This window comes from Desulfovibrio biadhensis, from assembly GCF_055388615.1.
The window spans coordinates 2733940-2757845 of record NZ_AP042477.1 but is presented as its reverse complement, the minus strand read 5'-3'; the positions used below and the strand labels follow the sequence as shown (position 1 = coordinate 2757845).

General features: G+C 57.4%; 13 protein-coding genes. 10 read left to right on the top strand and 3 right to left on the bottom strand.

What is annotated here, in order from left to right:
• From ACZ5EH_RS11965 to ACZ5EH_RS11940, 6 genes are all read left to right on the top strand, one after another.
• Complete coding sequence (locus ACZ5EH_RS11965) at window positions 1-3369, top strand: hybrid sensor histidine kinase/response regulator (RefSeq protein ID WP_464274111.1); 3369 nt, start codon at window positions 1-3, stop codon at window positions 3367-3369.
• Between the two features lie 10 nt (window positions 3370-3379).
• Entirely contained in the window at window positions 3380-3880 is a 501-nt protein-coding gene (locus ACZ5EH_RS11960) for a chemotaxis protein CheW (protein WP_464274110.1), read from the top strand.
• A gap of 106 nt (window positions 3881-3986) precedes the next feature.
• Window positions 3987-6023 carry a methyl-accepting chemotaxis protein gene (locus tag ACZ5EH_RS11955; RefSeq protein ID WP_464274109.1) on the top strand — a complete coding sequence of 679 codons (2037 nt, stop codon included), beginning with the start codon at window positions 3987-3989 and terminating at the stop codon, window positions 6021-6023.
• Between the two features lie 25 nt (window positions 6024-6048).
• Window positions 6049-8475 carry a methyl-accepting chemotaxis protein gene (locus tag ACZ5EH_RS11950; RefSeq protein WP_464274108.1) on the top strand — a complete coding sequence of 809 codons (2427 nt, stop codon included), beginning with the start codon at window positions 6049-6051 and terminating at the stop codon, window positions 8473-8475.
• 134 nt (window positions 8476-8609) lie between these two features.
• Entirely contained in the window at window positions 8610-10076 is a 1467-nt protein-coding gene (locus ACZ5EH_RS11945) for an MATE family efflux transporter (protein ID WP_464274107.1), read from the top strand.
• Window positions 10077-10099: 23 nt separating this feature from the next.
• A complete protein-coding gene (locus ACZ5EH_RS11940; RefSeq protein ID WP_464274106.1) occupies window positions 10100-10981 on the top strand; it encodes a DUF2156 domain-containing protein in 882 nt (293 codons plus the stop codon).
• Window positions 10982-11081: 100 nt separating this feature from the next.
• Here the strand turns inward: ACZ5EH_RS11940 and ACZ5EH_RS11935 are convergent, their stop codons facing one another.
• Complete coding sequence (locus tag ACZ5EH_RS11935; protein ID WP_464274105.1) at window positions 11082-15371, bottom strand: hypothetical protein; 4290 nt, start codon at window positions 15369-15371, stop codon at window positions 11082-11084.
• 279 nt (window positions 15372-15650) lie between these two features.
• Here ACZ5EH_RS11935 and ACZ5EH_RS11930 point away from each other — a divergent pair, with 279 nt between their 5' ends.
• Both ACZ5EH_RS11930 and ACZ5EH_RS11925 read left to right on the top strand, forming a co-directional pair.
• Entirely contained in the window at window positions 15651-16223 is a 573-nt protein-coding gene (locus ACZ5EH_RS11930) for a hypothetical protein (RefSeq protein WP_464274104.1), read from the top strand.
• A gap of 20 nt (window positions 16224-16243) precedes the next feature.
• Entirely contained in the window at window positions 16244-17410 is a 1167-nt protein-coding gene (locus ACZ5EH_RS11925) for a glycosyltransferase (protein WP_464274103.1), read from the top strand.
• 27 nt (window positions 17411-17437) lie between these two features.
• Here the strand turns inward: ACZ5EH_RS11925 and ACZ5EH_RS11920 are convergent, their stop codons facing one another.
• Window positions 17438-18553, bottom strand: a complete 1116-nt coding sequence (locus ACZ5EH_RS11920) for a glycosyltransferase (RefSeq protein ID WP_464274102.1) — start codon at window positions 18551-18553, stop codon at window positions 17438-17440.
• Window positions 18554-18839: 286 nt separating this feature from the next.
• On the opposite strand from ACZ5EH_RS11920, the gene ACZ5EH_RS11915 reads away from it, so the two are divergent.
• Both ACZ5EH_RS11915 and gltX read left to right on the top strand, forming a co-directional pair.
• Entirely contained in the window at window positions 18840-19061 is a 222-nt protein-coding gene (locus ACZ5EH_RS11915) for a NifU family protein (protein ID WP_464274101.1), read from the top strand.
• Window positions 19062-19167: 106 nt separating this feature from the next.
• Window positions 19168-20562 carry a glutamate--tRNA ligase gene (gltX, locus tag ACZ5EH_RS11910; protein ID WP_464274100.1) on the top strand — a complete coding sequence of 465 codons (1395 nt, stop codon included), beginning with the start codon at window positions 19168-19170 and terminating at the stop codon, window positions 20560-20562.
• A 1515-nt stretch (window positions 20563-22077) separates the two neighbouring features.
• Here gltX and ACZ5EH_RS11905 read toward each other — a convergent pair.
• Window positions 22078-23697 carry a type VI secretion system contractile sheath domain-containing protein gene (locus ACZ5EH_RS11905; RefSeq protein ID WP_464274099.1) on the bottom strand — a complete coding sequence of 540 codons (1620 nt, stop codon included), beginning with the start codon at window positions 23695-23697 and terminating at the stop codon, window positions 22078-22080.
• Window positions 23698-23906 lie beyond the last annotated feature (209 nt).

Sequence of the window (23906 nt, the reverse complement as noted above, 5' to 3'; positions counted from 1 at the left end):
ATGGATTTAGACGATGTTCTGCTTGATGAATTCGTTGCCGAGGCAAACGAACATCTGCTGACCATCGAGGACGACTTTCTGGCTCTCGAGCGCCAGAAGGAAGCGCCCGACTCCGAACTTGTGGACAAGCTTTTCAGGGCCATCCACTCGGTCAAGGGAGGTGCGGCCTTTGTCGGTCTTTCCAGAATCAAGGAACTCTCCCACGCCATGGAGAACCTGCTTTCAAAGTTCCGCTCCCGTGAACTGGCCATCAGCTCTGACCACATCGACGCCCTGCTCAAAGGGGTAGACCTGCTCAACACCATGATCGCTGCGCCCATGCAAAGCGATTCTGTGGACTTCGCCGCGCTGCATACCCGGCTCAAGGCGCTCGTTTCCGGGGAAAACGCCCCCCAACCTGCTGTTCAGGCGCCCCAACCTGTACAGCCGTCGGTGCCCGAACCACAGCAAAAACCCGAATCGACAACGCCTGTTGCGGCCGCGGCGCCCCTGCCCCGGTCTGCCCCCCCAGATATGCCAAAGAGCTCGCCAACAAAAGAGCCTGCGGTGCAGCAGGTTATCGAGGCTTTGGCTGAACCGCCGGACAACAGCCCTTTTACACTGGACGAGCAACTGGTTGCCCAGGTCCTGGACAAGCATGAACGCCTTTATCATCTCACGTTTCCCCTGGCCCAGGCGCCTGAAGCAATACTGAAAACATTGCAAGGTGTTGGCAAAATAGTCACTGCTCACATCATGCACGGGCAGCATGATATAGAGACCAGCGCCCCTTCCCCGGGATTTCTGGAGATTGCCGTGCTTCTGGCCACGGACGCCCCCCCGGAGGCTTTGCACAACGCGCTGGCTCCCACACTGGAACTCAATGCTACGGACCTGCTGTTGCTGCGTGAAAAAATCACTGCTGTTACGAGCGAGGGCGCAGCAGCCCCTGAAGGACCCGAAGTCCAAGAAGAACCCGAGGTCCCAGAAGAGCCCGAAACCCCGGCCGCCCCTCTTGAGGAAACACCTGAGCAACCTTCTGAGGCAATGCCGGAAAGTGCCTCTGCAGAAGACATCGCCCCCCCCATTATAGTATCGACGTCGGTTCCTTCTGTTGCGCCTTCTCAAACGCATGCGGCAGCAGAAAAAGTTGTGAAGGAGCCTGCCCAAGACTTGGTTGAGGGCAAGCCTGCCAAAGAGCGAAGCAGCACCATCCGTCTCAATGTGGGCATCCTGGACAAGCTGATGACCCTTGCCGGCGAACTTGTGCTGGTGCGCAATCAGCAGTTGCAGAGCATGGAAAGCAAGGATTCCCTGAGTCGCGATGTGGTGCAACGGCTGGACATGGTGACCACCGAGTTGCAGGAAACCATCATGCAGACCCGCATGCAGCCCGTGGGCAATGTATTCAACAAGCTGCCGCGCATTGTCCGCGACCTTTCCGCCTCCCTGGGCAAAGAAATCGAACTGTCCATAAGCGGCAACGAGGTGGAACTGGACAAGACGCTCCTTGAATCCCTCAACGATCCGCTGATCCACATTGTCCGCAATTGTTGCGATCATGGTATCGAGTCTCCGGAGGTCCGGGAGCAAGCCGGCAAATCCCCTACCGGCGAAATCCGTATTCAGGCTTTTCACGAGGGCGGCCAGATCAACATTGAAATTGCGGACGATGGCCATGGCATTTCGCCCTTGGCGGTGAGGCGCAAAGCGCTTGAACGTGGCCTGCGCAGTGACGTTGAACTGAATCAGATGAGCGACCGGGAAGTCATTTCCCTGGTCATGCTGCCCGGTTTCTCCACGGCGGAACAGGTGTCGGACATTTCCGGCCGCGGTGTCGGCATGGATGTGGTGCGCCATGCCATAGAAAGCCTTGGAGGGAGTGTTGAGCTTGAGTCCTGGGAAGGAGAAGGCACCACACTGCATTTGCGACTGCCCCTGCCCCTGGCCATCATCCCCTGCCTCATCGTTGTTGTTGGCGACCATCGTTTTGCCATCCCCCAGGTGAACCTCGAGGAACTCGTATGCCTGTACGATGACGACGTGCATACCAAGATTGAAGTCGCCGGCAATCAGGAAGTATACCGCCTGCGCAACAAGCTGCTGCCCATGGTTCGCCTTTCGGAGATTCTTGCCCGGCCGCGCCACTTCAGCCGTGAAACAAAAGCCGAAATTGCAGATCACTACCATCTAATAAGCACAAATGAGAGCGCGCCCCAGCCTCCTCCGGCCGCAGACAGCAAGGGGCGGACAGTGCTTCCTGAAGCGCAGCGCATTCCCCCAGCTTCCGACAATCTCTCCTTTGCCGTGGTCAAAGTGGGGGCGGAGCGTTTCGGCCTTATTGTGGACAAGGTGCTGGGCACGGAAGAAATCGTGGTCAAGCCCATGCATCCTTCACTCAAAAGCCTGCGCTGTTATTCCGGCGCAACAGTCATGGGCGACGGCACGGTTTCCCTTATTCTGGATATCGAAGGCATTGCGCGGCATGCCGGGGTTTTTCTCGAACAGCCCGAAGAGGAAGTCTTCAGCAAACGAGGCGCCAGTATTTCAGACGAAGACACCCAGTCCATCCTGCTTTTTCGCAATGGCCCCAACGAGCAGTTTGCCCTTGCGCTGCCCTTGACACGACGCATCGAAAAAATTTCCATGCAGCAGGTGGAGCGGGTGGGAAACAAGGAATTCATCACCGTGGATGGCCAGTCCACGCTGGTTCTGCGGCTGGATAAATTGCTGCATGTAAGCCCCTGTATGGAAAGGGACGAGATGTTCCTTATCCTGCCCAAATTCATCAAGCGCCCCTTTGGTATTCTCATGTCGGAGATTCTTGATATCGAGGAGACCTCGATCAAACTGAACACGGACAGCTATGTGGAAGAGGGGCTGTTGGGGACGGACATCATCAGAGACCACCTGACCCTTTTCCCGGACATTTACCGGCTGATAGAACTTGCCGAACCCCAATGGTTTGCGGAACGCCGCCTTGCCCACCCCCTGCCGGAAGGCACCAAGCGCATACTCATCGTGGAGGACTCCTCGTTCATGCGCAACATGCTGAAGCGCTATCTGGAGGCCGACGGCCACCAGGTATGGGAAACAGAAGACGGCAAACAGGCCTTGGATGTTCTTGAAAACCAGGAATTCGACCTGGTGGTTTCCGACATCGAAATGCCCGTGATGGATGGGCTTGAATTTGTGAAGAATCTGCGGCATTCGAGCCCGCGCAAGGATGTCCCCACGCTGGCCCTGACTTCTCTGAACACGGAAGAGGACAAGCGAAAGGCATTGACGGCCGGTTTCGACAGGTACCAGGTAAAGATCGACCGCGAACGCTTTCTGGCGGACGTAACAACGCTTTTGACGGACGGCGCGCCTGAACGGCGGCAGGCATAGGGCTTTTGTCATGGAGCGGGAAAAGATAAAACGCGACAAGTTGAGCGGCGTCATCAAGCAGTTTTGCACCTTCACCATTTCCGGAAGGCTGTACGGCGTCGATATTCTGGATGTGAAGGAGGTCAACCAGGAAGCCGCCTTTACGCCCATATTTCATGCTCCCCAGGAAGTGGCGGGCTACGTGAACATCCGTGGCCGCATACATTTGATCCTCAACCTGCGCCGCATACTCGGGCTGAAAGACGAACCTTTGGACGAAAAAAACCGGTTGGTGCTTTTCAAGCCCACAGTGGGGGATTCCTTTGGCGTGCTTGTAGACGCCATAGGTGACGTGGTTGAAACCGACGAAAGCCTCATCGAACCAGGGCAACTGGTAAATGAGGAACTTGAAGGCGAAGACCGCAGCGAGGCCGTGGATCTCATATCCGGCGTTTGCCGGCTAGACGGTTCGCTCATGCTGCTGATCAATGCACACAAGTTGCTGAAGGTTGTGGAAAAGGTTCTGACCTGAGCCTGCGTACATTGGAAGAGGCGCCGCGCAATCCTGCGCAAAATGGTTCGGCCCGTAACAAAATGGACCGGCCATCGACGACAACTACCCCAGAGGACACAGCCCAATGGAGTGCCGCATCACCAAATCCCTGAGCCTCAAGGTGGCTTTGCTGCTTACAGCACTTTCTCTGATAGTTTTTATTGGCCTGTTTCTGGCCAGTACTTCTCAGCAGGAAGACATTACCAACCACCAGATGCAAAATTTCTCTGAGCGCACCATGGAGTTGATGCAAATGGCCATCAACGAACCCATGGTCATGGGAGACAATGCTGGCACTGTTGCGCAATTTCAGAAGATTGCAAATAATTTTGACATGATAAAGGTCCACCTGACAAATCCGCAGGGCAATGTGACCTATTCCACAGATTCAGCCATGGAGCGTGAGGACCTGCTGCAAGCCCTTACCGGACATGAAGAAATAAGGGATATCGTCCAGCAGAGTCTGCTGGCGCCCATCAAAAAGGGAGTGGAAACTACCATAGATGGAATTCCCTACTACACGCAGGTGCTTTCCATCCAGAATGAACAATCCTGCCACCATTGCCATGGCTCGCAGCATTCCATTCTGGGATCCATGGTCTTTATGCAGGACCTTTCCCTTGAAAAGGCCGCCCTCCATAAAGCACAGTATTCCTACGCCGGCATCAGTCTGGCTGGCCTTGTTCTTCTGCTTCTCCTGATGATGGTTCTGATGCGTGTTTCCGTTATCAAGCGCATTACCTCCCTGGCCGAAGCCAGCGAGGCCGTTCGCAGGGGTGAGTTGCATCAGGATTTCGCTCTGGAAGGGTCCGACGAAATCAGCTGCCTGGGCAAAAACCTCAGGCAAATGGTCAACGATCTGGAAAACAAGATGGACGAGGCGCGCCACAACGCCTCCCGTGCAGCTCAGGAAGCCGAACGCGCCCGCAGAGCCGTGGCCGAAGCGGAAAAAGCCCGCCACACGGCAAAAAGTCTCTCAGAATACCAAAAGCAGGAAGTGGAGCGCCTCTCCCTGGCATTGCAAGGCCTGGCCAAGGGCGATCTCACCGTCACCTATGCAGCAGGGCACGCCAACGAAGATACGGAGCAGGCCAGGGGCAGCTTTCTTGAAATTGAGCAAGCCATGGCGGCGACCATTGCGTCCCTGCGCACCATGGTGGCTTCCATGCTGGAGCAGGCCGATCTGCTGGTAAACGCCGGCAAGGAACTCGCCACCGTATCCACCGACCTGAGCGGCAGCTCTGACGACCTTTCCTCGCGAGCTGAAACCGTGGCCGGCGCCTCTGAGGAAATATCCACAAACATTAGCACCATGGCCGCCGCCACCGAAGAAATCAGCGTGAACATCACAAACGTATCCTCCACTGCCGAGGAGATGTCGGTGTCCATGTCCAATGTTGCGCACTCCGTTGAGCAGTTGCGCGACTCTATCTCGCACATAGCATCCTTTGCCCAGCAAGGCTCCGACGTGGCCTCCCGGGCTTCTTCCATGGCGCGCAGCGCTACCGAGACCATGGATCAACTGGGCGGCGCCGCGCACGAAATCGGCAAGGTTACAGAGGTCATCAAACGTATTGCGGAGCAGACAAACCTGCTGGCGCTCAACGCCACAATCGAGGCGGCAAGCGCGGGAGAATCCGGCAAAGGCTTTGCCGTTGTCGCCCACGAAATCAAGGAACTGGCGAACCAGAGTGCCAAGGCGGCCGAAGACATTGCCAGCAAAATTGCCGGCGTGCAGGGGAACGCCAAGGCGGCCGTATCCGTGATGGTGGACATCAAGGACGTTATCGACGACCTCAACAACCAGGTGACGAACATTTCCAGCGACGTGCAGCAGCAGAACAGCGCTGCCAACGAAATTTCGCATAACATCGACGAAACAAGCAAAGGTGCTGAAGACATAGCGCTTTCCATTGCCGATCTGGCAAAGGGAGCGAACGACATGTCACGCAATGCCGGGGATATATCCAAGGGCGCCAATGACATGGCCGCCAACATCCACGGTGTAAGCCACTCGGCCGCCGTGGGCAGCCAGGGAGCGCGGAAGGTGAATTCCCTGGCCGACAAGCTCTCATCGGTGGCCGACAGGCTGCGCAGCGTGATCGGTTCTTTCACCACCTGATGCAACGCAAAAAAGGGAGCATTTCATGACTGGTTTTTCCAGTTTGCGCATCTCCAATAAGCTCGTCATCAGCAGCATGGTTTTCGCATTGCCGATTGCCGTGCTGTTGTATTTTCTCATAGCGGGGCTCAATTACGATATTCGTTTCTCTACGCTGGAGATTTACGGAAACCGCTATCAGCGCCCCCTTGAACAAATCATGGAAAACCTCGCCTTGTTCCAACTGGCGAAGGATCAAAACAACCAACAAGCCGCCGCCGACCACGCCACTCGCATTGATAAGGCGTTCAGCAACTTGATCATACTGAACAGCAGCATCGGCGAGGATCTGCAATTTACTGATGAAGGGCTTGGCAAACGCAACAGGGGGCACTTGCGCCCCAATTCCCTGGACAGTGATTGGAAAAACTACAAATCCTCACCCGACTGGAACGGAGTCTTTGCTCTGTTGCGCAATCTTCGGGAAATGATCGCCCACGCCGGAGACACCTCCAACCTGATCCTGGACCCGAACCTGGACAGCTATTACCTGATGGACATTACGCTGCTGGCCCTGCCCCAAAACCAGCAACGGCTTGACGAAATCATGCATTTCGGCGCGCCTGCCTTTTCCAAATCACTTTTCACAACCCAGGAACGGCTGCAATTCGTGGTATTTGCCTCCATGCTCGAAGAGTCTGACCTGGCGCGCGTGATAGACAGCGCTGAAACGTCCATGACTGAAGATGACAATTTTTACGGCAACAGCCCCACCTTGAGCCGTAACGTGCGCCCTGCGCTCAATCAATACGCATCTGCCATGCGTACATTGATTCAAATCATGAACATGGCAGGCAAGGCCCCCAACGGGAGCGTTTCGCAAGAGCAGTTCCTTGAAGCCCTGCTCAATGCCCGCAAGGCCAGCTACAGATTGTGGGAGGTTTGCGTTCAGGAGCTGGACACCCTGCTCGACATGCGCATCAAAACCTTCAAAGCAGACAAAACAACGGCGCTCTCCATCACGGGAGTGGCCGTGGCCGTGGCGTTGCTCCTGGTCTACCTCATAGGGCGCAGCGTCATTCGCCCCGTGCGGCAAATCCAGGGCTACACGCGTAAAATTGTGCAGGGCAAGCTGGACACCGCCATGGAAGGAAACTTCACCGGCGAACTGGCCAATCTTTCCACCGACGTGCAATCAATGGTTGGGCATCTTCGGGAAAAGCTGAAGGCAGAAGCCAAGACTGAAGAACTGAAGCGAGAGACAGAACGCGCCCGCCAGGCCATTTTGGAAGCGGAAAACGCGCACACTCACTCCCAAAAAGTGGAAGCCTACCAACGCGATGAAATCAACACCATTACCGACGTGCTACGCGCCATCTCCCATGGCGACCTGCACGCGAGATACGCCGCAACAAGGGGCGACAGCGATACAGAGGAAGCGCAAATCTGCTTTCAGGATCTTGAAAAAGCCCTCAATGATACAATCCACATCCTGGGAACCCTGATCAACAAGGTGCAGGGCAATTCCACATCCCTTGCAAGCTATGCCGATCAGATTGCCGGCGTCTCAACCACCCTGCGCGATGGCGCCTCGAACATGAGCCGCCAGGCGGACAACGTCGCCAGCGCCACAGAACAGATTTCCATGAACATTACCACCATGGCCAGTGCCGCGGAGGAGATGAGCGTCAACGTCAGCTCGGTTTCCAGCACCGCCAACCAGATGGCCGTGCGCATGGTCAATGTTTCGGAATCCATGGAAAGTATGCGCCAAGACATCAAGAGCATTGGCGAAAACGCGGCAGACGGCGCCAAGGTAGCGGCCCAGGCCGCGGAAATGGCGTCCACCGCAACGAACAGCATGAGCGAACTGGGTGAGGCGGCGCATCAGATAGGCAAAGTGACAGAAGTCATCAAACGCATTGCAGAGCAAACCAACCTGCTGGCCCTCAATGCCACCATCGAGGCGGCCAGCGCGGGCGAAGCCGGAAAGGGCTTTGCCGTGGTGGCCCATGAAATCAAGGAACTTGCCCATCAAAGCGCCAAAGCGGCCGAAGATATCGCCAGCAAAATCGAAGGCGTACAGCTGACGACAGAGGAAGCCATAAAGATCATCAACCAGGTTGCGGGCATCATCGGCACCATCAACGCCTCCTCGGAGGTGATCACCTCTGCTGTTGAAAAGCAGACCCAGGCCGCCAATGACATCGCCGATTACGTTTCCGATGCAAGCAGAGGGACAGAGGAAATCTCCGTATCCATCTCCGAGCTTTCCAAGGGCGCAAACGATATGTCCCAAAACGCCGGCGAAGTCGCAAAAGGGGCCAACGATGTGGCTGCCAACATCCTCATGGTCAGCAAACAGGCCAAGCAGAGCAAAGACGGCGCAGCCCAGGTGGACAGCCTGGCTGATACCTTGAGCGACCTCGCCAGTGAACTGCAAAAATTGGTGGACCGGTTCAAGGCCGAATAAATTACTCGCGAGTTCCCTTCTCCCCCTTGCCTTCTGGGGCGGAAGCGTTATGTTCTTCGTTTCCGCCCTTGGATGAGTACGTCCTGCCATTGACCAATGCATAGGATATGGTGCATACAGGGCGGCTTCCTTTCATGGCCAACCAAGACAATTACACCATGTCCAGTTTCCTACGCCTTCCTATTCTCAGCAAAAAGCCCGAGCACTGTCAGGCAAAGTCAGCAGTAGACGCCGGCTCCGCCCGTGAAATCTGGCGACTGACCTGGCCCCAGCTTCTGATGATGCTGGTGCATTTTTTCATCGGTTTCATCGACGTACTGGTTGCAGGGCGCATCGGCAAAGAAGTCCAGGCGTCCCTGGGCATGATTACCCAATGCCTGATGTTCATGCTGATTATCGGCATGGCCGTCGCCAATGGCGGCGTTGCGGCCATCAGCCAATCTCTAGGCGCGTGCCGCACCCGCCGCGCGACACGTTATGTCGGTCTGGCGATTCTCCTGGGGCTCATCGGAGGCGCTTCCATCATGCTGCTGGGCTTTGTGCTACACAAACCCTTCATCGCCCTGCTGCATGTTCCCCCGCCCATAGAGCCCGTTACGGAATATTTCCTCTCCGTCTACCTGCTGGTGCTGCCGGGCTATTATCTGCTGGTTGTCAGCAACGCCATTTTTCGCGCCTACAAGTGGGTGCAACTGCCCCTCTTTTCCGCGGTGCTCGTCACCTCGGTCAACGCGTTTCTGGATTTCGGCCTCGGGCTCGGTTTATGGGGGTTGCCCGATCTGGGATTCAAGGGCGTGGCCTGGGCCACCTTCTTTTCTGTCAATGCCGGCACCCTGCTCAACCTGTGGATACTCAAGCGCAGGGGGCTGCTTGGGCTACACATGCTGCCCCGTTTCCGCTGGGCCCGCCGCGCCTGGACATACCTCTTCAAGGTCGCCTGGCCGGCAGGCGCCATGCAGGTGGTCTGGCAGACAGGGTATCTGGTGCTCTTCGCCATCGTTGCCGCATTGCCGGTGGAAAGCGTGGGCGCACTGGCCGGCATGACGGCGGGCTTGCGCGTGGAAGCCATCCTCTTCATGCCCGGCTTTGCCTTCAATATGACCGCCTCCATATTGGTGGGGCACTTCATCGGCGCCGGACAAAAAGCGGAGGCCAAACGCGCGGGCTGGAAAATCCTTGGGTTGGGCGTTGCAACCATCTCACTGTTGGCGCTTATTTTGTGGCAATACGTGGGGGATGTCGCTGCGCTGCTGAACACGGACCAGGGCGTGCAATTGCAGATTAAGGACTATCTTTTCTACAATATCCTGGCCATTCCCTTCACCGTGTGCACCATGATCATGGGTGGTGTGATGATCGGCGCAGGCGCAACCATTTACAACCTGGTGATTTTCGGCTGCAGCACCTGGCTGGTGCGGTTGCCCCTTGCCTGGTTGCTGGGGCATGTGCTTTGGCAAACGCCCTCAGGTATCTGGTTGGCCATGCTCATCTCCCAGATGACACAGGCCATGATAATGTTGTATTTTTTCCAATTCAAAGACTGGAGCCGCTTCGGCATGCGTAAAACCATGTCCCCCACTGCGGCTGCCAAGCCAGCGTAGTAATTACGAGGAGTCTTCATCTGATGCATCTGACCTTTTCTCCCATCCGATTGGAAGACCAGGCCCGCTATCTTGAATACCTGGCAAAAACACCCCAACGGGCCTCCGACTACAGCTTCGTCAATCTTTTGGGCTGGGCCCAGGAGTACGACCTTGAAATAGCCTTTGGGGAACACTGCGTTTGGATCAGACAGAAAAGCCCCAGCCTGGTGTATTGGGCGCCCGTAGGCAACTGGGACGCCGTGGCATGGGGCGAGTGCCCCCTCACGGAGCAGGGCATGGAAATGATCCGCGTACCCGAGACCCTGTTGGAAATAATGAAAAAACACCTGGGCAAACTGGTGCAGGTCCATTCCGCCCGCGGCCATTGGGACTACATTTATTCCGTCCCCGAACTCGTGGCCCTGGAAGGAAAACGCTTGAGCCGTAAGCGGCACCACCTGGAAGAATTCATGCAGCGCTACAACTGGGTGTACAAGGAAATAAACGCCGACTGCATCGAGGATGCGCTGCAAATGCAACAGGAATGGTGCGAGTGGCGCGAATGCAAGGACTCCGATGCCCTGATCATGGAAAACCACGCCATTGCCAGAGTCATGCAGAACTGGGACGCCATGGACACGCTGATAGGGGGCACGCTGCACGTTGACGGAGAAATGGTGGCCTACACCGTGGCCGAACCCCTGGACGACACGACCCTGGTGGTGCACTTTGAAAAGGGCAAACCCGAATACGAAGGCGTTTACCAGGCAATCAACCAGTTGTTTCTGGCCGACAAAGGGGGCCCCTTTACCTGGGTCAACCGTGAACAGGACCTGGACGACCCTGGCCTGCGCAGAGCCAAACTCTCTTACTACCCTGCAGATTTTCTGAAAAAATACACCGTCACGCTGCTGCCGGCGTAACGGCTCACTGTCCCCACGCGCAAAATTGAAAAAGCCCGGAAATCGCAATTTCCGGGCTTTTATACTTTTCAAGAGTCTTCAACGTTACTTACAGCAAGCCTCACTCGTCCTTGCCTGGAGCATCTTCCAGCTGAAAGTCATTGTCTTGCGATGCCACTGCAGCGTCAACCGGCTGGCGGTGTTTTTTCAAGCCACGGTGCTGTGGCATTTTGGCCGAGCGCATGACGCCTCCTGTACTGAAACAGTCCCACCCCCAGCGCAACCAGGAAAGCAGCGACACGGCAAGCCATAAGGACCAGGCCAACATCACAACCCGGAAGCACCACAAGGGGGCGCTGTACACCGTAGGTACAGGCAGTGTCTCGTTCACGCGGTCCGCTGTCCACTGCAACATGCCGTCATAAGAGCCGTTTCCAGCCACCTGCATGGCGGGCAAGCCCAGCAGGCCACGCTCCACCGCAAAGTAAAGCGCCACCAGTCCGGCAGTCACCATACCAAGCAGCACAAGCTGCAATACATCAAACGAAAACCACCCCTTTTCGGGATAATGTTCGCGCCTCAGGCCCAAAAGCGGCAGCCAGGCCACGGCGATCATGGCGGGTATGGGATCTAGCTGTGAAAGCCCCACAGCCAACAGGAACCACTGCCAACGGGCCAGCCTGGTCCAGGGCAGTGCGCCCAATCCCAGTGCAAAGACCAGGGCTGCGAACAAATAGGTCCAGTATTGCACGGCCGGCCCAAGCAAAGGCCCTCCGCTGGTCCAGAGAATCCAGCGGTCCTGGGGCATTTCCACGGTGACATTCGCGTTCACCGCCCCATGCTTCAAATTCACGGCTGGCGGGCTCACCGCCACCATGCCGTCTCGCGGCTGCCGCCAACGTACGACAACGTCCTGCGTCCCTGGCTGCACGGGGAATTCCACTTCACCAGGTGCGGCGGAAACCAGCGGTAGGTCCCTGCCCGATGCAGTCAATCCCGTAAGTTCGGCATCCTCCGGCAAGGCAATGGTGTGGCGGCCGCCCTTGCTGGAGCGTATGGAAAACAACAATTCATTTTCATCGAGACGCTGCCCCACACGTTGGGTGAGCTGCACCTTTTCGATGGTCATGGACTTGCCCGGCGCTGCCTGCGGACGCGAGACATCAACGTTGACGCTTTCCCCGGGCCAAGGGCGCCAGGTAGGACGCCAACTCCCGTCAGCAGCCAGTTTGTCCACAGAGGGTATGCCCTTTATGTCCAGATGCCAGATGTGCGAAGGCACCAGTTGCCAGGTCTCGACCCAGGGCACATCCTCAGGCGCAGTCAAAGTCAGCACGGGCGCTTTTTCCAGGCGGGATTCCCAAACAATTTCACCCTGCCCGGGAGAGAGTTGCACAACCGCCTTGCCGTCCTTGACGCGCACGTCTTCACTTAGCACGGATTCCCCCGCCAACAGGGGCACTTCAAGGTGCACCGGCTCCCCAGGGGGGCTGACGCGGCGGACCACGGTCCTGGCTTCCCATTCAAGACCAAGTGTGATTACGCGTTCCACCTTCATAAAAGGCGGGATGCGGTAGGTTTCACGCTCGGGCGCAACCTCTTTTGCAGCAAATCCGGCTGCTTCCTTGTTGCGGGCCAAGCGTAAGGAACCTTCCAGCTCGCCAGCCTGCCCCAATCCTTGCACGCTCCACCCTGTTGCTTCCACCGCGCCTTGCCGGCTTTGCAGCGGAAAGGACACCTGGAAAGAAAGCCCCTCAGGGGTGGGGCCGGCAAGCACCACCCTGTGCACTCCAGGCTCCAGCGCAACGTACAGATCCTCTCCATTCCGAAAAATATCCGTGGCGGGTGCGTCGTCCACCAAAACTGTTTCGGGGGTCCAGCGGTCGGACACGCGCGGCAGCGGCGCTGCCGTATGCGCCCCGCTGTGTACCTCCACCATGAGCCACAGCCCGCCGCCTTCCAGGCGCAAACGCATGCGCGGGCTGCTCAGACAGGATGGAAAACAAGACGCCGGTTCGAGCAAACGCTGTTGCAACTCGTCCAGCATGGATTTCGGTGGGAACAGGCCGCCGCCTTCGCCTTCCTGCCCAATAACGGGGGAAGGCAACACCTGGGCCTGCTGCTGTTGCTGTTGCTGCTGCGCAGGCCGCACGGCCATTGCAGGCTGGGCGGCAAAAAGCAACAACAGAACCGCAGCGGCGGCAGCTGCTGTTTTGGAAGTGGCGCCCCCTACGGGCGTCATTCGAAAAGCACGCAAATCCAGCAACTTGAAAAGTACAAAAAGCAGCAACAAGACTCTGATAATGCTCAACGCCAGATTCCACCCCGGCGAAAGCAGTACAAAGTGCATGGTTTCGGCTTTTGCCACCGGACCACTCCAGCGCAATTCCACACCGCGCCAAGTCCAATCCGGCAAGCCTGGCCCTGTTTGTACCAACGCTTCAGGATCATACATCAAAGCAGGAGCCTTGGGTTTACTCACTGCGCCATTGCCCGCCATACGGGCAGGAGCAGGCGCACTGCGTTTCGCCATCGACCCCACGCTGTAGGATTCCACGTTCATTTCCTCGGCCATATCCGCGGAGGGCTCGGGAGCCATTGCCTGCTCCTGCAGCATGACGGCATCATACCGGACCCCGGAGCCATAATGAGAGTCTTCCAACTGCGGAAAAAGTCCCCAGGAAATCTGGGTGTAGATAAAAGGCACGGCCACGACCACCATGGCCACCATCGCGACGCTGTAACACCAAAGCGCGATACGGCGCCCGGCAGCGTAAGCTGCGAGTCGTTCATAGTTGCTGAAAAGCTTATAGAGCGCCAAAGCCGCAAGGAGAAAAAGCCACACCTGGCGGGGGGCGCCGGGCTCCTGCCAACTGAGCGCCAGCAGCACAAGAGCCGCCAGGCCGGGCACGGGGGAACGCAGCTTTACGATGGCCAGAACAATAACGAGACAAAGAAAAATATCCAGCAAGGACCAGCGACTGAACCAGGACGCATCAACATAATCCATGCCCGACGCCGTGAGCAGTCTCCAGCCAGGGGGCAAATGCAGAAATGCTGTCACATTATCGAACTCGCGATCCCACCCTGTGACGGGCAAGGTGCCGCCAAGACTCCCGAACACACCTTCATAACAGGATTCAGCAGTCAGCTCCACATCGCTATGGCGTAATTCCACACCTGGCAACCTGGCCCTGTCGTCCACGTCTCCAGCCAGCATGACCACAGGCTGATCCTTGCCACGCATGGTGGCCCGGCCCAAATCACCGGGGCGCAGCATGGCCAGCGTCCAGTCACTATGCACTTTGCCATTTATCGTATCACGCACGGAGGCGCCGGTGCCGTCAAAATCCAGCCAGATGGTGCGCTCTATGGAGAGTCTGTCAGGCATGGATTCCGGCGCACCGCGGTGCATCTCCTTAAAGCTCACCGTTGCGCCCGGCTCCACCATATATGCGGGGTAGCGTTGCCAGTCCTTGGGCATGTCGGTGGTCTGGGGGTCCACACCCGGCACGCCCTGCACTTCTACAACCCGCAATGCATCCTGAGAGGCAAAAGCCCAGAATTCCATGCCATACGGCGCGTTCACCGGGCCAAGGGACTCCACCGGACCTTCCAGGCGGGAGGTGATACGAACATCGAAGCTGCCGGGCCGCACCTGCAGGTATACGCCCTGCTTTCCGGAAAAACTGAGCGGCAAGGGGCTGTTCACCTGCAGAGGAACGCCCCCTTCAGGCAATACGTTTTCAAGATGCACGCGGCGCGCACGGCCTGAGACATCCACACGCAGAAGCGTCGTCACGCGCATGGGCAGGGTATCCTCAACCAAACGGAAGATACGTACCGAATATGCATCCTCGGGCCGCTTTGCATCGCCTTCATCCGCTTTGTCTGCCAGACGCAACCGCCCCCCTGGAGAGAGGTCGGGGAAACTCACATTGCTGCCGTTGCGCGACAAGCGCACCAGGGCTGCATTCTCAGGCAGTTGGAGCACCTCGGGCGCTTCCGACCAGGACAACTCGCCAGTAATGCGCCATTCTCCCGGCGCCAGTTGCAACGTGGGGCGCCCATTCGCATCCTGTACCAGCCCAGGCGCGTCATTCACGGCAACTTCCTGCGGCCAGGCAACGGGAGCCTGCGCCACATAAGGCAGTGACACCGTTCCTTTTTCGTATGCGTGCACCAGCATCTCGAACCGTGCCCCCCCGGTCTTACCGGCAAAGCCGCCACCCGTGACTTCTATGGCGATGCTGGTCGGAAACATACAGACCTTGTCCTTGGGATTATTACCCACTGCAGGGCAGAAGTACTCCTTGTTGTCATGGAGCACCCATCCCTTCCAGACCTCGAGTTGCGGGGGAACATCCAGTTCAAAACTGCTCCCGGCATCCTGGGTTGATGCTGGTTGCATATGCGGCTGCTTCGCCGCAGCCTCGGAAACGCCAGGACAAACGGCCCAAGCCATAAACATCAATAACGCTGCAAAAAATGCACTGCGCATGAATTCCTCCCAAGGCCTAAGCGTATTGCTGTGAAACGGAAGATGCAGTATCTTGCCTTTTCGTTAAGTTTTGACGCACTGTAAACAAAGTGTCTGAAATTGTCTCGCTTTGCCGCGTAAAAGGTCTGTAAATACATCCAAACCAGCGTGCTGCCGGCAACAAAGCGCCACGTTCTACGGGAGGCCCCAATGCAACAACGGATCACGGCCATCATGGCCATTGCGCTCTTTCTCTTTGGTTTTTCCGCCCTTGCCTTAGCTGAGTTGCCAGACCCTGCAAAAGGCTTCAACGATCTGCAATGGGGGCAGCAAATCGCGCAGCAAAATGGCTTCAAGCAGATCAAAGCCAAGGGTAACGCCTTTTTTTACGTGCGCGATGGCGAAGATTTCAGCCTGTATGGGGAGCAAATGCCCCAGGTCATTTACGGCGCCAAAGGCGGCAAACTGTTTGCCGCGTACGTTCTCCTGCCTCAACGCACCCTTTTTAAAAAACTCAGTGCAGACCTCACATCGCTTTACGGCGCACCAAAGGAAAGCACGGTGAACGATATCAAGATTTGGAGCTGGAAAAAGGATGGCTTCAAGATCAAGCTCAAGGACTACCCCCTGACCGACAGACTGAAGCTCTCCTATTATAACGAGACGATTTCCGATGATAGCGGCGAGGCCAACGTGGAAGCCGTCATGGACAAGATTTACAACCAGGACCTGGAAAACTACTGGGTCGATAATGCCGCATCGAGCCAGGGCACAAGCAACTAGGCCGGCCGCGCAGATCAGATATGCGTGTCGTCTTCGCCCTCTCCAGAATGTCCGGCAAGGTGGCGGACGCATGGCTTTTTGCGCTGTGCACCTTTCTGCAAGACAAGGGGCACGAGCCGGCAATCGTCTCCCGCAGTGAATTGCGGCATGCGCCGGAATTTTATGGCGTGCCCCTGAACGTGCCCCTTTTCGATGCCGGAGAAGACGGCGCCGCAGGCTGCCTGTGGCATGACGCCACATGCTGGCGCAGACGCCTCGGCGCCTGGAAAAAGGCGCTGTTGCACCATACGCCGGACATAGTGGTGGCCTGCGACCTGCTGGCCAACCTGCAAACCCTGCTGACGCTGCGCGACTCTGGCATTCCCATAGTCGTCATGGAGCAGAGCGACCCGCTGGCGCCCCCCGCCTTGGCCCCCACAGCAACGGTTGCGAACAATCAGGGCGAACTGCCGTTACGCTTCAAACTGATGCGCAGAACCCTGTATCTCAAGGCTGCGCGTGTGGTCATGCGTACGGAAGCCGCGCAGCAATGGGGGGCCTCGCTCACACCTCCATGGAAGACCCAATACATTCCCGGCTTCATCGAAGCTCCCCCGCCGCCAGAAGACCATCCACCGGAGTCATGGCTCTCCAAACCATGCATCGTGGCCATGGGTGATCTGATCGAGGAAAACGAATACCCCACCCTGCTCCATGCATTTGCACACTGCGCCGGCGACTATCCCGAATGGGCCATGTTCATCATAGGCAAGGGGCCGGAACAGGGTAGCCTGGAAGCTCTGCTGACATTCCTCCAGACACAGGGGCTCAAGGACCGCGTGCTCTTGCTGCCGCCGCAGGAAAACCCCTGGACCGTGCTGCACCATGCCGATGTTTTTGCCATGAGCGGGGCGCTGGACATATTTCCAAAGGAACTCTGCCAGGCCATGGCCTGTGGGGTTCCCGGCCTGGCCTTTGATCACAGTTGGGGTGGGGGGAGCGTCATCACCCATGGAGAAGACGGCTTGCTGGCTCCGGCAGACAATCCACAGGCATTTGCCGAAGTGATGCGGCGCATGCTGGCGGACCAGGCGTTACGCCGCCGACTTTCTCGCAACGCGCCCCTTGTTCTGGAGCACTTCGGCAAGGATGCCGTGCTCACTCAGTGGGGGCATTTGTTGGAAGGACTGGCAAAGCAGAAAAAATAAATCGCCTCAACGGGGGGCAAGACCACTCTATTCTCCGGCCACCGCAGCAAAGAGCGCTTCATAGCGCTGCACCATAACAGGCAAAGCGTAGCGCGCCGCCATATCGGCCCGCATCGCTTCCTTGTCAAAGGTCGCTCTCCATACATCCTTGATACAGCGCGCCAGATCGGCAGGATCCTCTGGCCTGGCCAGACAACCATTCAAGCCAGGGCGGACAATCTCGTTCAATCCTCCCGGGCAGGCAAAGGCGGCAACGGGCGTGCCGCAGGCAAGCGCCTCCAGTACTGCGTTGGGAAATCCCTCATAACGCGAGCTGAGAACATACATGTCCGCGTGGGCCATATACGGTACGGGCGCCCCCTGGAATCCTGCAAAGGTGACGCGATCCGCCACTCCCAGCTCCTGGGCCAGATTTCGCAGCATCCCTTCATCCCTGCCCTCACCCAGCAAGGTAAGCTGCACATCCACCCAGTCGGCCACCAGCAACGCCAGGGCCTTAAAGAGTAAGTCAAAACCCTTTTGCGGCACCAGACGCCCCATTGTGACCAGGCGCACACGGCCGGTCTCCACCAAGGGAGAAGGCTGCTGCGACGCAGCATCGCATTGCGCAGCGATACGCTCCACGTCAACGGGATTATTGATGACCACCGTCTTTGCCGCCGGCACGGCATACCCTTGCACCAGGTCGTCACACATTTCCTGCGACTGGCAAACGATGGCGTCAAAATAACGATAGAGTCGCCTGTACAGCCAGGGGTAGTAGCGAGGCGAGTTGCCGGTCGCCCTCTCCGCTGTGGGGCTGTTGGATTCCCGGGCGATGAGCCGTACCTTCCGCGGTAAAAAAGGCCGGCAAAGCATAACGCTCAGGTTCATATACCCCATGGTGGAAAAGACCACGTCCGGTCGTAGCGAGCGCACGCAGCGAACAACACGCGGCAGGGCATAGCGCGCGCGTTTGGCGTCCAGGTCTATGACGTCCACATCCTCAGGAATTTCAGCCAGAAACGGACCTTTCTTTTCCAGCAGCGCCAGAACAGGGGCAAAGCGCTCCCGGTCCACATGCTTTAAAATGTGGGCGAACACGCGCTCTGAACCACCCCCCGCCATGGAAGGCGCCAGGAAAAGAATACGCGTCCGGCTCACGCCAGACTCCTGGACGCGGGCAGCCGCTTGTATGTTCTATCTGTATTGCGCACGCTGCGGAACATACCCGCTAAGCGCGTTCTTTGCCAGAGGCGGCAGATGCCTTTTCCTCTGAAGGAGCGGCTTGCCACAGCCTTGATCCGAGCTTAGATTTGACAGGAAGCGGCAAAGGGCGTTACTGCCCCTTCCACGAAAAAGCTTCGTTTTTAACCAACCGGGCGCCGCTCGCGGCCATGCCCGTATGACGTTCTTTTTCTTTTTATCTACCCCCCCGAGGAGCAACGACATGAGAGAGAAGGTTGAAAAATCCCTGGAAAAGGTCCGGCCGGCGCTGCAAGCCGACGGTGGCGATGTCGAACTGGTCGAAGTGACTGACAACGGTATCGTCAAGGTTCGGCTGCAGGGCGCTTGCAAGGGCTGCCCCATGTCGCAAATGACGCTGAAGAACGGTATTGAACGCATCCTGATGCGCGACGTGCCTGAAATCAAGGCCGTCGAATCCGTCTGAGGCGCCCCGAGAACCACCGCACCTGTTTTCCGGCAGATCAAGGCCTGGAAAGCAGGTGCTTTTTCATGTCCCTGAACATATTCACCCCATACCAGAGAGCCAGACCATGACCGCACCCGTGACCCGATTCGCCCCCAGCCCTACAGGACATTTGCACATTGGCGGCGCCCGAACCGCGCTGTTCAGCTGGTTGCTTGCCCGCAGCCAAGGGGGGCAGTTCTTCCTGCGCATCGAAGACACGGACCAGGCCCGCTCCAGCGATGAAATGACCCAGGCGATTCTTCGCTCCATGGAATGGCTGGGGCTGGATTGGGATGGCGAGCCCATCTACCAGAGTCAGCGCTTCGACTTTTACAACGAGCACATCGACAAACTGCTGGAAACCGGCCACGCTTACTGGTGCGAATGCACCCCCGAAGAAGTGGAAGCCATGCGCGAGGAAGCCCGCGCAAAAGGCGAAAAGCCCAAATACAACGGTCGCTGCCGCGAACGTAACCTTGGTCCAGGTGAAGGGCGGGTGGTGCGTCTGAAAACGCCCCTGCAGGGCAAGACCGTGTTCGAAGACCTGGTCAAAGGCACCATTGCAGTGGACAACCGCGAAATGGACGACATGGTCCTGCGCCGCACCGACGGCACCCCCACCTACAACCTGGCCGTGGTGGCTGACGACCACGACATGGGTGTGACCCATGTGCTGCGTGGCGACGACCACGTCTCCAATACGCCCAGACAGGTGACGCTCTACAACGCCCTTGGCTTTCCCGTGCCCAAATTCGGCCACGTGCCCATGATTCTGGGCCCGGACAAAAAGAAACTTTCCAAACGCCATGGCGCCCGCAGTGTTGTGGAATACGAGACCGACGGCTACCTGCCCGAAGCCGTTGTGAACTACTTGGTGCGTCTTGGGTGGGCCCATGGAGACCAGGAAATCTTCAGCATGCAGGAGCTTTTGGAGCTCTTTAACGTGGAGCAGCTCAACTCCTCGCCTTCCGCACTTGACCCGGAAAAGCTGAACTGGCTGAACAGCCACTACATCAAGGAAACCCCCGTAGAGCGCCTGGCCGAGCTGCTGCAAAAGCACTTGGAAGCCATGGACGTGCGCGTGGCTGTGCCCGAACGCCTGCCGGCCGTGGTGCCCCTGTACCAGCCGCGTTCCAAAACCATGAAGGAAATGGCGGAACAGGCCGGCATCTTTGTGGAGCCGGACGATGCACTGGTGTATGATGAAAAGGCCGTGAAAAAATTCCTGACCGAAGAAAGCAAGGAACGCCTGGCCGCATTGGCCACGCTTCTCGAATCTCTGGACCCCTTTGACCAGCAGACCATTGAACCTGCCTTCCACGCTTTTATGGAAGAGCGGGAGCTGACCTTCAAGCACCTGGCCCAACCCATTCGTGTGGCCCTGACAGGGCGCACCTTCAGTCCTGGCCTGTTCGAAACCATGGAGGTCCTGGGTAAGGAAAGCACGCTTACACGCATCAAAAAAGCGCTGGAGATGTAGCCCGGCTGCTGCAAAAACGTTTTTGCAATGAAAAAAGCCCCCGTGCAATGCTGCTCGGGGGCTTTTTTATTACTCTCATGGCGTAATCTACTGTTGCGCTAAAAAAACAGTATTTACTCCCGTGTTGTCAAGCGTTTACACTACATCTTACCAAACAGCTACGCATTTCTACACTGTCATTCCCGCGGAGGCGGGAATCCAGCAGATTATAACAGCAGACGGAATGCAATACATGCCACCATTGCCGACACGATTCTCAGTATTAGACCGACTAAGATGAATACTGGATCCCCGATGGGACTCGGGGATGACAAGAAGTGCAGGTTGTAGGGGGCACTCTCTTCATACACTGCCGCAGCGCAATTGTTGACGATGACATCGACAGATACGCAGGCGCCACGCACCTACCGCCACACTGTCATTCCCGCGGAGGCGGGAATCCAGCAGATTATAACAGCAGACGGAGTGCAATACATGACGACATTGCCAACACGGTTCTCAGTATTAGACCGACTAAGATGAATACTGGATCCCCGATGGGTCTCGGGGATGACAAGGAGTGCAGGCTGTAGGGCCCACTTTTTTCATACGCTGCCGCAGCGCAATTGTTGACGATGACATCGACAGATACGCAGGCACCACGCACCTACCGCCACACTGTCATTCCCGCGAAGGCGGGAATCCAGCAGATTATAACAGCAGACGGAGTGCAATACATGACGCCATTGCCAACACGATCTTCATTTTTAGACGGAGCAAGACAAAGACTGGATCCCCGATGGGTCTCGGGGATGACAAGGAGTGCAGGTTGTAGGGGGCACTCTCTTCATACACTGCCGCAGCGCAATTGTTGACGATGACATCGACAGATACGCAGGCTCCACGCACCTACCGCCACACTGTCATTCCCGCGAAGGCGGGAATCCAGCAAAAATAAACACCGCAGACGGAGTGCAATACATGACGCCATTGCCAACACGATTCTCAGTATTAGACCGACTAAGATGAATACTGGATCCCCGATGGGACTCGGGGATGACAAGAAGTGCAGGTTGTAGGGGGCACTCTCTTCATACACTGCCGCAGCGCAATTGTTGACGATGACATCGACAGATACGCAGGCACCACGCACCTACCGCCACACTGTCATTCCCGCGAAGGCGGGAATCCAGCAAAAATAAACACCGCAGACGGAGTGCAATACATGCCGCCATTGCCAACACGATTCTCAGTATTAGACCGACTAAGATGAATACTGGATCCCCGATGGGACTCGGGGATGACAAGAAGTGCAGGTTGTAGGGGGCACTCTCTTCATACACTGCCGCAGCGCAATTGTTGACGATGACATCGACAGATACGCAGGCACCACGCACCTACCGCCACACTGTCATTCCCGCGGAGGCGGGAATCCAGCAAGCAGTATACTCAAATTTTGGAAAGGGGAGCGCGAGGGGGAAAACCTTTTTCAAAAGGTTTCCCCCTCGCCCATGTAATTCTCAGTTCGTACCCTGCCTACCACCCGAACGTGAATTCCACTTTTGCACCGCCTGGCAGCACGTCCTTTGGCGGGGTAAAGCCGATTGCCAGAGGCAGGGCGCCCTCGTCGTGTTCTCCCGGAGTAATGTGCAAATCAGCGGGAGGCTGGTGCCCGGTGCGCTGCCAGAAGAGTGAAAATGCAAACTTGAGGTTGTCGGCCACTTCTGCGGGATCGGGCGCGTCTATCTGCCCGGCCAGGTTGTCCCGGCACCAGAACAGAAAGCCCAGCACGCGGTTCAGGAACAGCTGTGGCGCCAGACTGTCACCGGAGAGCGTGACTGCGCGTGGCGTTATGGCGATGTCCTTGTGCACGGCCCCAATAACGGGAGTGAAACCGGCCTCGACAAATTCCGCAATGCGTCCTTCTCCCAGGCGCATCTGCGTCGCCATGGGGCCATCGTTTCCATCGGCTACGGGCAGGTTCTCCAGCGCCACGCTGTGGTAGTCCGTAAGCCGGCTGGGCCAGCCATGGACCGAAACGCATTTGGCAACCAGGGCCGCCACACCCCAGGCAGGGTTCAGCCACAAGGGAGCAGTCTCGCTAAAGAACACGGAACGCGGGGGCGCGTCCTGACCAATACGGGGGCGCGCCAACACGCCATTTAGCGCGGGACACAGCCAGCCGGCGCCGCTTTCCTTGCGCAGGTTGCGCCATTTGGCGAATCCCGCATCTTCCAGAAAATTCTTGATGTAGGGAACCTTGCCCAGCTCGCTCCAGTCCTGCAGACGGAAAAACTGCGCCCCAATACCTACCAGCGTGGGCGTGAGCAATGTGTCGGCAAATCCCGCCAACCGGCGCGCAGTCTCGATACGCTGGGGTGCGCTGTCCAGCCAGGCGTCTGCCACCACCAGATTGGGCAGTTCGCCGGCAAGGTCGTCCACCATGCCTTCCAGGGTGTCAATCCAACCGTTTTCAGTCGTATTCAATGATGCCAGCTCCAGATGGATGCCAGAGCCTTCCTTGATATCGGCCTGCTTGAGCACAAGCTCCACCCCGCGCCAGGCAGATTCAAAGGTTCGAAACTCGGGAGAATCATACACGGCCTGCAGCACGCCAGCCATGAGCCCTTCCACCTGGGCCAGCAAGCCGGCAATCCCTTTGCCGCCGGAACTTCCGGAGCCTGAACTGCTCGAAGAGGCAACCATGGACAAAATGTCGTCCACGGCGGAGTCATCGCCACCAGCAGCGCCCCCGCCTGTACCGTCTGCATCCAGCGCGGCATAGTCCAACGGAAGATTGGGGCATTTGCTGCGTAGGCTGCTGGCCACCTGTTGCGGGGGCGGACCTGACGTCCTGGCTTCCTGCAGCAAGGTACGCGCTTCGTGCAGCTCCAACAGATAAGGGCTGGTGGTGGCGAGATTTTCAGGCCGCAAATCCCGCAAGGAACGCGGCGCCACAGTAACCCAGGCATCCGGGCAGTACGCCTTGGGCACTTCGATGCGTAGCGTAGGGGCAAAGGCTGCAAACGCATCATCCAAAGTTGTACGGTCCACCTGTATACGACGCAGGGAAGCGCCTTCACCTGCTGCGGGCGCAAAAGGTCCTACAGCCAGAATAACAAAAGGGACGTCCTCGAATTGCTGCGACTGAGCCATGAATGCCTCCAGAGCGTAGCGCCGGCGCACTTTCTGGACACGGGGAAATGTCCCAGGCCGACTATGTTTTCGCACTCTTTCTCACGCATTTTGGCTGTTTGCGCAAGCGCACAAGGCAAATTTCATTGCGGCGCCCCTGCATTGCACTTTGCTTTTTTTCCAATTCTCGTACACTATTACTGCAAATAACCAGGGAGCATCACGAAAAC